Below are 14095 nucleotides of genomic sequence, written 5' to 3'. Positions count from 1 at the left end.
GGCCGACCGACCACAGGCCGACGCACCACGGGCTGACCCACCGAGGGTTGACCACCTCCGGCATGACCGAGCCCCGGGCGGGTCATCGGCGGATCTTCTCCATCTTGGCGTCGAACAGGGGCTCGGCGGCCACCTCGGCCGGGATCGGGCGGCCGAAGTAGGCGACCTCCACGGCGGTGCCCGGGGCGGTGAGGTCGATCGGTAGCCAGACGTAGGCGATCGGGCGGCCGATGGTGTGGCCGTAGGCGGCGCTGGTGGTGTAGCCGACCGTGGCGCCGCCGTGCCGTACCGGCTCCTTGCCCATCACGACCTCGGCCGTCAGCAGCGGCACCAGCTTGCGCGTGATCTCCTTGGACAGCGCGTCACGGCCGAGGAAGTCCTTGTCCTCCCGGACGGCGAAGGCCAGCCCGGCCTCGTACGGATTGTGCTCGGGCGTCATGTCCACGCCCCACAACCGGTACCCCTTCTCCAGCCGCAGACTGTTGAACGCCGCCCGCCCACCGGCGATCGGCAGCCCCGTGGCCCAGAGCGTGTCCCAGAGCTTGAGCCCCAGGTCGGCGCTCGTGTACAGCTCCCAGCCCAGCTCCCCCACATACGACACCCGCATGGCGATCACCGGCACCTGCCCGACATATCCCTGCTTGCAGGTGAAATACCGGAACCCTTCATGCGACATGTCCAGATCCGTGAGCGGCTGCACCAGCTCGCGAGCCCGCGGCCCCCACACGCCCACACAACACGTCCCAGGCGTGATGTCCCGAACGTGCACGTCACCCGGCGCATGCCGCTGCAGCCAGTCGAGGTCGAGATTCCCGTTGGCCCCGACCTGGAAGCGGTCCTCGGCCAACCGCGCGACCGTCAGATCGGACCGCACCCCGCCCCCGGCGTCCAGCAGCAGCGTGTACGTCACGGACCCGGGCTTCTTGTCGACATGGTTCGTCGTCATGCGCTGCAAGAACCCCGCCGCCCCGGCCCCCGACACCTCGATCCGCTTGAGCGGCGTCATGTCGTAGAGGGCGACCTGCTCACGGGTGTAGTACGACTCGGCAGCGGCGATCGGCGACCAGTACCGCGCCGCCCAAGCATCCCGCTCCCGCACCCCACCCAGACCAGAAGAGGCCAACTCACCTCGCCGGAACGCCTCCGGGTCAGCGTGGCCGGGCGCCGGGTCGGCCGGGGCGGAGACTGCCGAGTCAGCTTGCCCAGGCAGCCTCGGGCTGGCCGGACCGGAGAGTGTCGGGGCAGGTTGGGCGGGGAGCGTCGGGGCGGCGGTGTGTGGTGGCGCTTGGTCGGGTTGGGCTGGCCGTACTGGATCTTCGGGCAGTTGCGCGTTGGCGGTGAACCAATGGGGGCGTTCCCAGCCGGCGCCCTCCAGGAAGTAAGCCCCCAGCTCCTGTTGCCGCAGGTAGAAGGGGCTGGTCCGCATGGGGCGGGGGGAGTCCATGGGCTGGAGCGGGTGGATGATGTCGTAGACCTCGATGAAGTTCTGCTTGCCGCGTTCCTCGATGAAGGCGGGCGCGAGGTGGACGGGCTCGAAGCGGTTCAGCTCGCACTCGTGCAGGTCGAAGCTGGAACGCCCGTCGACCAGCACCTCGGCCAGCGCCTTGGCCACCCCGGCCGAGTGCGTCACCCACACCGCCTCCGCCAGCCAGAACCCGTCGAGCTGCGGCGCCTCCCCGATCAGCGGGAACCCGTCCGGTGTGAAGGAGAAGATCCCGTTGATCCCGTCCGTGTAGGCGGACTCCTTGAGCGCGGGGAGCAGATCGACCGCGTCCTGCCAGGCGGGTTCGAAGTCGGTGTCGGTGAACGCCTGTACCGACGGCATGGTGGTGCCGTTGGGGCCGATCTCGTCCTGGCGCACGGGCATCGGCCGGTGTGCGTAGGATCCGACGCCGATCTGATCCCCGTGTTCCCGGAAATACAGGTCTTTGTCCTGGTGCCGCAGGATGGGGCGTACCGCTTCAGGATTTCCCGCCAGTACGGCCAGCGCCTCCGACCGCGCGTATTGATGAGCCAGCGGCAGCAACGGCACGCTCACGCCCGCCATCGCCCCGATGCTCGGCCCCCAGAACCCCGCCGCGCTCACCACCACATCAGCCGGAATGACCCGATACTCGGGCCCCACCTCGACCGCGACCCCGGTGACGCGCCCGCCCTGCTGCTCGATCCCGACGACGGTGTGGTGCGCCAGGAACCGCGCCCCGCGCTCGATCGCCCGCCGCGCCTGCGCCTCGCCGCAGCGCAGGGCGTTGGCCAGCCCGTCCGTGGGCACGAAGTAGCCGCCGAGGACGCGCGCGGGGTCGAGCAGCGGCCACAGTTCGAGGCAGCGCTCGGGGCTGATGACCTCGCCGTGCACCCCCCATGCCTCGGCCCAGCCCTGGCGCCGCCGCAGGTCCGCGACCCGTTCCTGGGTGGTGGCCACCTCCAGGCCGCCGACCTGCTTGAAGCACCACTGCCCGTCGAGCGAGAGCCCGCTGTACTTGTTGACCGTGTAGGTGGCGAACTCCGTCATCGTCTTGGACGGATTGGTCTGGAACACCAGCCCCGGCGCATGGGAACTCGACCCTCCGGCGGCGAACAGAGGCCCCTGCTCGACCACGGTGACGTCGGTCCACCCCCGCCCGGTCAGCTCGTCGGCCAGGGCACAGCCCACAATGCCGGCTCCAATGATCACTAACCGCGGCCGGGACACCATGCGCCCTCCGGTTGTTCCCTAATACGCAACACGTACCGGACTACGCAACGAACATAGAGCCCACCCGACCCCCCAAACAAGAGCCCCCACCCCACCAACCCCCTCAGGCAAGAGGTCCCCCGGCCCGGATTCCATGCAAGACAAACGACTCCAAGACAGCCAAGAAGGGGACAGGACAGGCCGGGACAAGGTGGGGCGCGGTGGCCGGCCAAGGGGGCCGTTGCGGTGGGGACCACGTCCGACGTGAGAAGCGATCCCCCCGATCGGCGTCAACCAGCGACGGCGGGTGGCGTCAGGCTGGCTTGCCGTAACAGAAAAGGGGGACGCCCCGTAGCAGAAAGGGGGACGCAGCGTAGCAGAAAAGAGGGGCGCCGTAACAGAACAGACCGCAGCCGAAAAGAAGGGCGCGCCGTAAAAGATACTGGCGCGCCGTAAAGCCGCAAAAGAGACGGGCGCGCCACAAGAGATGGGCGCGCCGCGGACGAAAGGAACGATCAAGAACGCCCGTAGGCGTCCTCCAGGCGTTCGATGTCGTCTTCGTCGAAGTGGCCGAAGGCGATTTCGAGGATGCGGGTCGCCGGGCCGGAGCTGCTGAGGCGGTGGGTCTGGCCGGCGCGGATCAGCGTCCGGTCCCCCACCTCCGGCTCCGTACGCTCGCCGTCGATCTCGAACACACACCCCGGGTCCAGCGCCACCCACAGCTCATCCCGCGACTTGTGCCGCTGAAGGCTGAGCCGCTGCCCAGGAGCCACGTCGATGATCTTGACAGTCGACATCTCATTCAGGGTGAACCGCTCAAACCCACCCCAAGGCCGCTCGTCCCGGATAACTGCCGCCAGACGGTCGATGTCGCCCATAAATCCCCTTAAAACCTCTCCGAAAGCGAAAGATCAGAGAGCAAGCTATCAGGTCAGCAGAATCCCGCCGTCCACCGGAAGCGTCACGCCCGTGATGTACGACGAAGCGTCGCTCGCCAGAAACACAGCCGCCGCCACGAGTTCATCGGCCTCGCCCACCCGGCCCATCACCACCCGCTGCTCCAGCATGCGCTCCAGGTACCCGGGACTGTACTCCTGCGTCATCTCCGAGGCGAAGAACCCGGGCTCCAGGCAGTTGACCCGGATCCCGCGCCGCCCCGTCCACTGTTGCGCCAGGTCACGCGTCAGCCCGGCGACCCCGGCCTTCGACGCGCTGTAGGCCGCCTGCGGCAGCCCCGCCGTCGTCTCGCCGAGGATGCTGCCGATGTTGACGATCGACGAGCCGGGCCGCATGACCCGCGCACACGCCTGCGCCATCCAGTAGGTCCCGTGCAGGTTGATGTCGACCACCCGCCGGAACTCCTCCGGACTCTCCCGCAACGCCGGTACGGCAGTGCCCACCCCGGCATTGTTCACCAGCACATCGACCCGCCCGAACTCCGCCACGGCCGCCTCGACCAGCGCCTGGCACTGCTCGACCACGGCCACGTCGGTGGCCAGGGCCACGCAGCGCCGCCCGGACTCCTCGACCAGCTTGCGGGTCTCGTCGAGCCGGTCCGCGCGCCGGGCGCCGATCACGATGTCGGCGCCCGCCTGGGCCAGCCCGCGGGCGAAGGCCACGCCCAGGCCCGACGAGGCCCCGGTGACGATCGCCACCTTCCCGTCGAGCCTGAACCTGTCGATCATCAGAGGCCGTACTCCTTGACGATGCGCTCGTGCCGCTCGACCTCGACGTCGATCTCGCGGGCCAGGTCGAGCCAGGCCAGCGGGTGCGACCAGCGCTCGGTGGCGTCGTCGAGCAGGGCGTCGACCTCGTTGGCGCTGACGTCCGGCGGAACGGCGACCCAGCCGTAGACGCCAGGCAGCGTCTCGCCGGAGGTCGGGTGGGTGACGGTGTAGTTTTCCTCGGAGTAGACCCACATCGGCCAGCCGCGCTCGGCCATGACCTCGGTGAACTCCGACCAGTCGCTCTCGGACGGCGCGGCGCCGTCGAAGAAGTAGCTGACGTAGCCGCCGGGACGCAGGATGCTCACGGCCGCGAACGGCGGCACGAAGTTCTCCTGCTCCTTCGGGTCGTCGGGGATGGGCTCCAGCAGTTGCGGGTCGAAGACGACCAGGTCGCCCGCGTTGTACTCCATGCCACGTGGCTGCGGCAGCGCCAGCCGCGCCGTGGCGGGGCCGGTGCGGATGGACAGCACCTGCCGCTGACCGCCGTCGGGCGCCGGGAGGATGACCCGGATCAGGCCCATCTCCTCCTCGATCGGGCCCTCGGTGGACTGGATCGGCATCCCGATCTTGGCCGCGCCCTTGCGTACCGTGTCCCAGTCCTCGGCGGCGGTGGCCATCACGACCATGCGCCAGACGTCCTCGTCGTTGAGCTCGTCGAGCACCTCCAGCAGCACCTGGGCGCCGCGGGCGTTGTCGTCGAGCTGCTGCGCGGCGCCCGAGACCAGGCGGCGCGCCTCGGTGCCGGCGCCGGCGGCGATGGCGTGCTCGCCCTCGGCGACGGTCTCGGCCCAGCGCTCGCGGGCGCTGTGCAGGCGGGCGAGCGTGAGGTGCTGCGCGGCGTGCGGCAGCATCGCGGCCATCTGCTCCAGCCGCTCGTCCTGGCGGGCCTCGATGAGCAGCGTGGTCAGGTACGCCACGTCGTCGGCGTCGGCGGTGGCGATGTCACCGGAGTCGACGAGCATCTTCCAGTAGATGTCGGCGCCGGTGGACGGGTAGCCGAGGAAGCCGAGCGTGGTGGTGTGGCGGCGGGTGGCCTCCAGGTCGGTGCCGGAGATCGGGGCCAGCCAGCCCACCCACTTCTCGGGGTCGGCGTTGAAGCCGTCCGCGGCGTCGAAGTAGGCGACCCGCTCCTCCTCGGGACCGGGCGCCTCGGGCTCGCCGGTGGCGTCGGCGGCGGCGCGCAGGGCGGCGATGCGGCCCGCGGCGCTCTCCGCGTCGCGCAGCTCGCCGGAGAACTGCTCGGCGAGGTCGGCCAGCAGCCGCGCCTGCCACACGCCCTGGCGGGCGATGGCCAGGTCGCCGGCGACCAGGGCCAGCTCGACGCGGGCCTGGTAGCCGCCCATCATGCTGAAGTAGTCGATCCACTGGCGCAGGACGCGGCCGAGCTGCCAGGTGTTGGTGATCTGCGAGGAGCCGGCCAGCTTGAGCACGACCTGCGACCACTCGACGAAGTCGCGCGGGTGGTTGCCCACGACGTCGAGGTCGGGCAGCGCGTCCACGGCCTCGGCGGTGCGGCCGAGCTCGGCCAGGATGCGCGCGCGGCGCACGCCGTCGCGGTGGGGCTTGGCGGGCGGGTCGTCGGCCGGGAAGTCGGTGGCGGCCTGCAGTGCGGTCAGCGCGGCGTCGGCGCGGCCCACGGCCAGCAGTGCGCGGGTGCTCTCGGCGCCGAGCTCCCAGCTCGCCGCCTTGTCGGCGGCGCGCAGCCGCTCGACGGCGGACTCGGCGTAGGTGACGGCCTCCTCGGCGCGCCCGGCGTCGATCAGCGCCGCGACGTACTGCGTCACCAGACCGGAGTACGCGGGCTGGTCGGCCTGCACCCCTTCGATGGCCGCGCCCAGCTTCTCCAGGCGCTGCTCGGCGTAGCCGGGGCCGTCGGCGTTGGCCCAGGCCAGGGCGAGCGCCTCGACGGCGGCGGGAGCCGCGGGGCAGTCACGCACGTCTTCGCGCTCGGCGAACGCGAGCAACTCCTCCGCGTCGTCGATCGCCACCGCGCCCTGGGCCCGGTCGCCGACCCGGCCGATGAGGTGCCAATAGCGGGCGTAGAACTCCAGCCAGGGCAGCCCGAGCGCCTCCGCCTGCTGGGCGATGGCCGGGGCCATCACGTCGAGCTGGGGATAGCGGCCCTCGTAGGCCTGTGCGGGGAGGTCTCCCAGCGCCATGGCGAGGCCCACGTTGCCCGCCTCGGAAAGCTGCTGCTGGGTGTCGCCGACCCAGGCCCAGATGTCCACGTCCATGGGGAGTCAGTCTGCCAGGTCAATGGGCGTGCCCCAAACGGAGAAGCCCTATCAGCTCATCCGATTCAGCCGCGTTCAGGACAGAAAATACCGGAGCCATGAGCCGGTCGGTCGTCTCCTCGATCTCCGCCCTGCGCGCGACCACCTCGGCGGACGGCCGCTCATAGGGCTCCGGCCAGGTGAAGAACCGCGCGATCGCCTCGCCCGCCGCGTCGCCGAACGGTGTTCCCTCGTGCTTCGCCGCGAGCACGGCCTCCAGCGGATGCATCCCCGCCGCGATCACCGCATTGGCGTGCAGACCGCCCCGTAGCTCCCGCACGACGTGCATGAGCTGGGTGGCCCGCGCGGGCGCGTCATCCGGCAGGGGTACGGCCCGCCACCCGGCGAACAACGGAGCCCCGACCGCAGACGCCTTCTCGACGACCGGTTCGAGCAGCTCGGCGATCCTGGCGCAGCCGTCGAAGCCGCCGAGCCTGCGGCGCCCCCACGCGTGGCAGGCGCCGGCGTAGAGCTCGACCGCCTGCTCAGTGGGCAGCTTTCGGCCGCCGTCCCAGTTCTGCGCGACGTGCTCGGCCGGGTAGAAGGCGACCACGGAGGTGACCACGTCCGCGTCGCACTCGCCGAGCACGCCGCAGCGCCCGCGGAAGTACATCTCGCGCGGGCCGAGCGCGTACTCCTCGCAGAGCGCCTTGACCTCGCGGGAGATCATGAAGTTGCCGCCGAGCACGCCTATGGGCGTCTTGACGTCGATCGCGGTGGTCAGTGGATCAGCCATGCGCCCAGCATCGCTCAGGAGAACATTATTCTGCAAGCGTGAGGTCGCCGGAGGCGATGATCACCGCGGGGCCGCTCAGGTAGCTGGTCTCCTCGTCCAGGGTGACGGTGAGACGCCCGCCGGCCACCTCCACGATCCACTCGCCGGTGGTCTCCCCGCTCAGGTGCGCGGCGGCGACGGCGGTGGCCACCGCCCCGGTGCCGCAGGAGCGGGTCTCGCCCGAGCCGCGCTCGAAGACGCGCATGACCGCGCGGCGCGGGCCCACGGCGTTGAACAGCTCGATGTTGACGCCGCTCGGGAAGACGCCCGGGTCGAAGGCGGGCTGGTGGGTGAGGTCGAGCTGGACGACGGGGTCGCCGATGGCGCAGGCCAGGTGGGGGTTGCCCATGTCGACGTGGAGGCCGGTGTAGTCCTGGCCGGCGACGGTGGTGACGCTCTCGCCGTACACGGTGGGCCTGCCCATGTCGATCGTCACGTCGCCCTGCTCGCCCAGGCGGACCCTGCGGATGCCGCCGCGGGTGGCGATGCCGAACTCGCCCGGCGCGGCCAGGCCGGCGTCGACGAGGTAGCGGGCGAAGACACGCACGCCGTTGCCGCACATCTCGGCCATGCTGCCGTCGGCGTTGCGGTAGTCCATGAACCACTCGGTCTGCCCGGCCTGCTCGGAGACCTCCTGGCTGACCTTGGTGCGGACCACGCGCAGCACGCCGTCGGCGCCGAGGCCGGTGCGGCGGTCGCAGATCTCGGCCACCAGCGCGGCCGACAGGTCGATCTCGCCATCCGGGTCGGGGATGATGACGAAGTCGTTCTCAGTACCGTGGCCCTTCAGAAACTTCATGAGACCAGCCTATCGACCGCAAGGCCCAGTAGATCGGGCGCGTCGTAGGGCAGCCAGACCACGCGGGGGTCGCGGCGGAACCACGATTCCTGGCGGCGGGCGAAGCGCCGGGTGGCGCGGACGGTCTCGGCGAACGCCTCCTCCTCGGTCCACTCCCCTGCCAGATATTTCATGACCTGGGCGTAGCCGAGCGCGCGGCCGGCCGTACGGCCATCTGCCAGGCCCTGCCCGAGCAGGTCCCGCACCTCCTCGACCAGGCCCGCCTCCCACATCCGCCCCACCCGCAGCTCGATGCGGGCGTCGAGCTCGGGCCGCGGCACGTCGAGGCCGATCTGGACGCTCGGATAAAGCGCCTCGTACGAGGGCATCGTCGCCGAGAAGGGGCGCCCGGAGAACTCGATGACCTCCAGCGCGCGCACGATCCTCCTGCCGTTGCTCGGCAGGATCGCCTCGGCGGCCTTCGGGTCGCTCGCCTGGAGCCGGGCATACAGGACGGCGGGCCCCGACTCGGCCAGCTCCGCCTCCAGCCGGGCGCGTACCGCCGGGTCGGTGCCGGGGAAGTCGAGGTCGTCGAGGGCGGCGCGCACGTACAGGCCGCTGCCGCCGACGAGGATCGGCACGTCCAGCTTGTCCAGCAGGGGCCGGACCAGCCGCTGGTACTCGGCCACGCTGGCCGTGACGGTCACGTCCCAGATGTCGAGCAGATGGTGGGGCACACCTCGCTGTTCGGTTTGGGAGAGTTTCGCCGTTCCAATGTTCATTCCTCGGTAAAGCTGCATGGAGTCGGCATTGATGCATTCGCCCCCCAGCCGGAGGGCCAGATCTACGGCGAGATCGGACTTTCCGGCCGCGGTGGGCCCTACGACGGCGATGACTGGCTGCTTGCGCACACCGATAAGTGTGACAACACAAGGGGTATGAAGGAGACGACGGCTCGGGGGGGCCGTCAATGAGACATCGGGGGAAAGACATGTCGATTTTCGACAAGGTCAAGGAGATGTTCGGCGGCCACGACGAGAAGCTGAAGAACATCCCCGAACAGTCCAAGGACACCGCCGGTCAGACTCAGGACTCGGCGGGCGGCATGATGGACGGCCTGCGTGAGAAGGCGGAGGACGCCGCCAACCAGGGCATCGACAAGGCCTCCACGGCCGCGAGCGATGCCACCGGCGGCAAGTATGACGAGCACATCGCCAGGGGCACCGACAGGGCCAAGGACGCCGCCGACAAGATCGACGGCAAGGAAGGCTAGAGATCCAGCAGCGTGGGCTGCAGGTAGCCCTCGTGGGTGAGCAGCCAGCGTTTGGTCTCCACACCGACACCGCCGCTGAAGCCGCCCAGGCCCGCCGCCGCGAGCACGCGGTGGCAGGGCACCACGATCGGGATCGGGTTCGAGCCCATGATCGACCCGATCCCGCGTGCGGGCACGCTCGTGCCGCTGAGCCGCGCGAGCTCGCCGTAGGTGACGACCTTCCCGTACGGCACGCCGTGCAGAGCCCGTAGCACCGCCCGCCGGGACCCGGCCATGAGACTCCAGTCGACGGGCGTCCGGAACTCCTTGAGCTCACCGGCGAAATATTGCTTCAGCTCATCGAGCACGAAAGTCGTACGATCCGGGTCATGAACCTCGTCGAGGCCCACCTGGAGCGGTCGCCAGCCCGTCGCGACCAGCCCGTCCTCGGTGACGGCCACATGGAAGGCGCCGACGGGGGTCGGAAGCTGAGCGTAGGCGACGGTGAGCATCGTGTCCTCTCGTGAACTGGTCGTGCTGGGCACCTCAAGCGCGGTCCCTACCCGACACCGTAATCACAATGGCTATGTTTTGCGGTGGGATGGCCAGGGCTACCTCTTCGATCCCGGCGAGGGCAGCCAGCGCCAGCTCCTGCACGCCGGGCTGAGTTCCAATCGCCTGCACTGGATCTGCGTCACCCACTTCCACGGCGACCACTGCCTCGGCGTGCCCGGCATCGTCCAGCGCATCGCCCGCGACGGCGTCCAGCACGAGGTCAAGGCCGTCTACCCGGCCAGCGGGCAGCAGTACTGGAACCGCCTGCGCCACGCCGCCGTCTTCACCGACACCACCGTCATCACCGAACACCCCGTCTCCGGCGAAAGCGCCGCACTCCCCCCGCTCACCGCGCGCCGCCTGTCCCACCCCGTCGAGTCGTACGGCTACCGCCTCCAGGAACCCGACGGCCGCCGCATGCTGCCGGACCGCCTGAGAAGACACGGCATCACCGGCCCCGCCGTACGCACGCTGCAGCAGGAAGGCGTCCTGAACGGCGTCACCCTGGAGATGTGCAGCGAGCCCAGGAAGGGCCAGTCGGCCGCCTTCATCATGGACACGCGCCTGTGCGACAACGTCTTCGCCCTGGCCGACCGCGTGGACCTGCTGGTGATCGAGTCCACTTTCCTGGCGGCCGAGTCCGCCCTGGCCAGGGAGTACGGTCACCTGACCGCGCAGGAGGCCGCCCTGGTGGCCAAGGAGTCGGGCGTACGCCGCCTGGTCCTCACCCATTTCTCCGAGCGCTACGGCCTCGACGCCGAGCCGGCCTTCCTGGAGGAGGCCCGCGCGGTCTTCGACGGTGACGTCGTCGTGGCCCGCGACCTCATGACCGTCCCGGTCCCGTCCCGCGCCTAGCTCCAGACGGCAACGGCGTACCCCACGCCGTAGGGCGCGCACTCCAGCACCAGCTCGGGCCGCAGTTCCGCCCCCGCCGCCGCACCGGCCAGCACCTGCAGGGGCGCCCGCCCGGCCGCCCAGAGGGCGTCCGCCTCGCCGGGGTCGAGCACCGCGAGCGCCGCGAGGTCCGCTTCGGCGAGCGCCTTGACCAGCCCTCTCTGGTACGGCTCCGCCGCCGGGTCGAGGTACCCCGGCGACTTGCCGGTCAGCTTGGCCGACCCGTCGGCCATGACCAGCAGCGCCAGCCGCACCCCGGCGGCCAGCCGTTCGCCCAGCTCCCGGCACTCCTCTGGACCGGCTTCGGTGGCCACCGCCTGGAACCCGTCCGGCTCCCCGCCCAGCAGCCATCGGCCGATCGTCAGGGACAACGGCAGGACCGGATCGCCCTCCCCCACCCTCACGTCCACGCCCCAGGGGGCCAGCGAACCGGCCGCGCGCGGGCCGTACACCTGCGTGGTCTCGGCGCCACCGACGACGAGCAGCAGGTCGGGGGCGGCGGCACGCAGGGCGGCCACGGCGTCCGCGCACGCGGCACGCAGACCGTCGAGCTCAGGGGCGGCGGCGCCGGCGAGCTCGGGCACGATCAGCGGAGGATGCGGGCAGACGGCCGCGGCGACAAGCACGCCGCCAGGGTATGCGACCCCCGCCTCACCCGCTCTGAGCGCCCTCGTGGACACGGGCGAGCAGATCATGCAGGGTACGCCGTTCCGGCTCCGACAGCGGCGCGAGCAGTGCGTCCTGAACTCCCCGCAACCGCCGCACCTGCTCCTCCAGCGCCCCGCCACCCGCCGCGGTGATGGTCACCAGAACCCTGCGCCGGTCACCCGCGTCCCTGACCCGCTGAACCCGCCCGGCGGCGGCCAGCTCGTCCAGCACCTTGACCACGTCACTCGGGTCGATGGACAGCCGCGCCGCCAGGTCACGCTGGGCATGCGGCCCGAAGTCGGCAAGGGCCGCGAGCACCGCCAGATGCCACATCCGCCACCCACCGGCCGCCAGCTCACCCGCGAGCCCGTCCCGCGCCGCCTTCCCCGTCCTGGACAGGAGATAGGCGGTCAGCCCGAGCAACGTAGGCGGCAAGTCCCCCATACCCCCACATTTTAGGTCAAGCCCAATAATAGGCAACCACCCACGAACCTGCTCTGTGGAGCGGCGCAGGCCGCCTACGCCACGGTCCCGGCCGTCGACGGGGACGAGGTGCGGGCCGGATGGGACACGGTTCGCCGCATGGGGATCACTGGTAGGGGTTGCGGCCCTCGCGGACGCGGGTGAACAGGTCGACCGCGTACGTGTGGGCGGCGGCGTGCAGGCCGTGGCCGAAGCTCACCCTGGCCACGCCCATCGCGGCCAGCTCTGACAGCGGCGGGGAGTCCGGGAGGTAAATCACGTTCATCGGGCCGTCGATCGCGGCGGCCAGCGGGGCGGGGTCGGGGGCGAGGATCGGGTAGACGCAGTCGGCGCCGGCCGCCAGGTAGCGGTGGGCTCGGGCGACCGCGTCCTCCTGGGTCCTGGGGCCGTAGACGAAGGTGTCCACGCGGGCGTTGATCACCAGGTCACCGGCCGCGGCGGCGCGTACCTCGGCCAGGTAGGCGGCCTGCTCGTCCGGGTCGACCATCCGGCCGGTTCGCGGGTCGGAGTCCTCCAGGTTGCAGCCGACCGCGCCGGTCGCCAGCAGGCGCTCCACCAGCTCGGACGCCTTGAGCCCGTAGCCGCGCTCGACATCCGCGGTCACCGGGACGTCCACGACCCGTGCGATCCTGGCCACCGCGGCCAGCATCTCGGCCACCGGCGCCGCCTCGCCGTCCTCGTACCCGAGCACCCGCGCGATCGCCGCGCTCCCCGTCGCCACCACCGCGAACCCCGCCTCCTGTACGGCTCGCGCCGACACGGCGTCCCAGACGTTCGGCAGGACCAGGGGGTCGCCCGGGACGTGCAGGGCGCGCAGGGCAGCGGCTTTCGGACTCGTCATACCCGCAGCCTACGGTCGCACCAGCCACCCCCGCAGGCCCACTCACCCCTGAGACCGCGCGACCACTTCCATGCTGCCGCGGAGCAGAGACGGACCTCGCCTCGGGCCTCTCCCAGAAGCCCGTGACCCCCGGCCGAACCGCGCGACCCCAGGCCGGACGAGGCCCCGGGGCCGGATCACCGACCCGACGAGCACCACACGGGCCCGGGTCAGCGCACCGTGCCCGGTCGGCCCCACCCCGCGCGGGCCCGGGGCCGAAGCGTCCGGGGCGGGTGGGGTGTCAGGGGTGGGTGGGGGTTAGCAGCCGGACTTGGCGCACTGGCCGGTCATCTCGCCGGCGGGGCCGTCGGCCGGGTTGTCCGGGGCGGTGGTGTCGTTGCCTGCCGAGCCCGGCTTGTCCGTGGCGGGGGTGCTTGGCTTGCCGGTCGCGGGCTTCGGGTTGGCCGTGTTGGGCTTGGCGGGAACCTGGGGGTTGGGGTTCTGGGGGACGGCGTCCTGGGGGAGGTTCTCGTCGGCGGCGTCGCCGTCCTTGGGCGCGTCGGTGCTGACGTCGCCCACCGAAGCGTCCTCCTCCTCGGCCAGTCGCGGATCCGGCTGTCGCGGCTGCGTGCCGGTCTGCGTCTGCGTGCCGGTCTGGGGCTGGGCGCCTCCGGCCGGGGAATCGCCGCCGTTGGCCAGGAAGAAGCCGGCGCCTCCGGCCGCGAGCGCGACCACCAGGGCCGACGCGGCGAGGATGGCCGTTCTGTTCTTCTTGGAGGGGGTACGGCGTGCGCGCCGAGGTTCCTCGCCCGGTCCGGTGAGGATCTCAGGCTTGTCCGGCTCGGTCGGGTGATGCATGGGGGACAGCTCCCTGCGGTCGTATCGGGAAAGCTCGCCGGCTTCCGCGGGTGATGGACCACACTAGCCGCAGCAGTCGAATGCTCGCGCAACAATCACAAAGGAATCACGACTTGTCACGCTTTGGAGCCATTCGCCCAGGTGGGCGCGGCCGGCTGGCGTCCGCCATATCCGTAGTGATCGTCTTGGCCATAGCCGGGTTCGGCATTCTGCTGGCATTCGCACCCACCGAACCTTCAGCCGATCTTCAGAATCGGATAACGCCTCTTTCCCCAACTCCCAGCGTCAACGCCGCCCCCGCCGCCTGGATCCAGTTGCTCCCCGCCCCAGGGACACCGGCCCCGGCGTCGCGACCACC

14 protein-coding genes are annotated in these 14095 nt (G+C 70.9%); 2 read left to right on the top strand and 12 right to left on the bottom strand.

Features of this window, described 5'->3' with window-relative positions; translation table 11 throughout:
- Nucleotides 1-82: 82 nt before the first annotated feature.
- The 7 genes from ACIBEJ_RS22180 to miaA form a co-directional block, all read right to left on the bottom strand.
- Nucleotides 83-2695, bottom strand: coding sequence for an FAD-dependent oxidoreductase (locus tag ACIBEJ_RS22180; protein WP_397184667.1), 2613 nt, complete (start codon nucleotides 2693-2695; stop codon nucleotides 83-85).
- A 494-nt stretch (nucleotides 2696-3189) separates the two neighbouring features.
- Nucleotides 3190-3552, bottom strand: a complete 363-nt coding sequence (locus ACIBEJ_RS22175) for a phosphomannose isomerase type II C-terminal cupin domain (protein WP_397184666.1) — start codon at nucleotides 3550-3552, stop codon at nucleotides 3190-3192.
- Nucleotides 3553-3600: 48 nt separating this feature from the next.
- Entirely contained in the window at nucleotides 3601-4359 is a 759-nt protein-coding gene (locus ACIBEJ_RS22170; RefSeq protein ID WP_397184665.1) for an SDR family NAD(P)-dependent oxidoreductase, read from the bottom strand.
- Complete coding sequence (locus tag ACIBEJ_RS22165) at nucleotides 4359-6635, bottom strand: tetratricopeptide repeat protein (RefSeq protein WP_397184664.1); 2277 nt, start codon at nucleotides 6633-6635, stop codon at nucleotides 4359-4361. Before ACIBEJ_RS22165 ends, ACIBEJ_RS22170 begins: the two co-directional genes overlap by 1 nt.
- 19 nt (nucleotides 6636-6654) lie before the next feature.
- The gene (locus ACIBEJ_RS22160; RefSeq protein ID WP_397184663.1) at nucleotides 6655-7410 is read right to left on the bottom strand and encodes a hypothetical protein; all 756 of its coding nucleotides are present in this window, start codon (nucleotides 7408-7410) and stop codon (nucleotides 6655-6657) included.
- Between the two features lie 25 nt (nucleotides 7411-7435).
- Nucleotides 7436-8248 (bottom strand): diaminopimelate epimerase, encoded by an 813-nt coding sequence (gene dapF / locus ACIBEJ_RS22155; RefSeq protein ID WP_397184662.1) that lies wholly within the window; start codon nucleotides 8246-8248, stop codon nucleotides 7436-7438.
- Entirely contained in the window at nucleotides 8245-9138 is an 894-nt protein-coding gene (miaA, locus tag ACIBEJ_RS22150) for a tRNA (adenosine(37)-N6)-dimethylallyltransferase MiaA (RefSeq protein WP_397184661.1), read from the bottom strand. Before miaA ends, dapF begins: the two co-directional genes overlap by 4 nt.
- Before the next feature lie 80 nt (nucleotides 9139-9218).
- On the opposite strand from miaA, the gene ACIBEJ_RS22145 reads away from it, so the two are divergent.
- A complete protein-coding gene (locus tag ACIBEJ_RS22145; RefSeq protein ID WP_397184660.1) occupies nucleotides 9219-9500 on the top strand; it encodes an antitoxin in 282 nt (93 codons plus the stop codon).
- On the opposite strand, the gene ACIBEJ_RS22140 is transcribed toward ACIBEJ_RS22145, so the two are convergent.
- The gene (locus ACIBEJ_RS22140; RefSeq protein ID WP_397184659.1) at nucleotides 9497-10024 is read right to left on the bottom strand and encodes a methylated-DNA--[protein]-cysteine S-methyltransferase; all 528 of its coding nucleotides are present in this window, start codon (nucleotides 10022-10024) and stop codon (nucleotides 9497-9499) included. The two genes, ACIBEJ_RS22145 and ACIBEJ_RS22140, sit on opposite strands and share 4 nt — an antisense overlap.
- Here ACIBEJ_RS22140 and ACIBEJ_RS22135 point away from each other — a divergent pair.
- Nucleotides 9993-10889 carry a ribonuclease Z gene (locus ACIBEJ_RS22135; RefSeq protein WP_397184658.1) on the top strand — a complete coding sequence of 299 codons (897 nt, stop codon included), beginning with the start codon at nucleotides 9993-9995 and terminating at the stop codon, nucleotides 10887-10889. The genes ACIBEJ_RS22140 and ACIBEJ_RS22135 overlap by 32 nt on opposite strands.
- Here the strand turns inward: ACIBEJ_RS22135 and ACIBEJ_RS22130 are convergent.
- The 4 genes from ACIBEJ_RS22130 to ACIBEJ_RS22115 form a co-directional block, all read right to left on the bottom strand.
- The gene (locus tag ACIBEJ_RS22130; protein ID WP_397184657.1) at nucleotides 10886-11554 is read right to left on the bottom strand and encodes a hypothetical protein; all 669 of its coding nucleotides are present in this window, start codon (nucleotides 11552-11554) and stop codon (nucleotides 10886-10888) included. The two genes, ACIBEJ_RS22135 and ACIBEJ_RS22130, sit on opposite strands and share 4 nt — an antisense overlap.
- 25 nt (nucleotides 11555-11579) lie before the next feature.
- Nucleotides 11580-12020, bottom strand: a complete 441-nt coding sequence (locus tag ACIBEJ_RS22125; RefSeq protein WP_397184656.1) for a MarR family winged helix-turn-helix transcriptional regulator — start codon at nucleotides 12018-12020, stop codon at nucleotides 11580-11582.
- 145 nt (nucleotides 12021-12165) lie between these two features.
- Nucleotides 12166-12900: an isocitrate lyase/phosphoenolpyruvate mutase family protein gene (locus tag ACIBEJ_RS22120; RefSeq protein ID WP_397184655.1), complete on the bottom strand. Its 735-nt coding sequence runs from the start codon at nucleotides 12898-12900 to the stop codon at nucleotides 12166-12168.
- Between the two features lie 297 nt (nucleotides 12901-13197).
- Nucleotides 13198-13737 carry a hypothetical protein gene (locus ACIBEJ_RS22115; RefSeq protein ID WP_397184654.1) on the bottom strand — a complete coding sequence of 180 codons (540 nt, stop codon included), beginning with the start codon at nucleotides 13735-13737 and terminating at the stop codon, nucleotides 13198-13200.
- Nucleotides 13738-14095 lie beyond the last annotated feature (358 nt).

Origin of the sequence: Nonomuraea sp. NPDC050790 (assembly GCF_044456745.1) — a bacterium.
Lineage (GTDB): Bacteria > Actinomycetota > Actinomycetes > Streptosporangiales > Streptosporangiaceae > Nonomuraea.
Note: the sequence above shows the minus strand (reverse complement) of the source record. Positions and strands in the feature narration are given on the sequence as shown.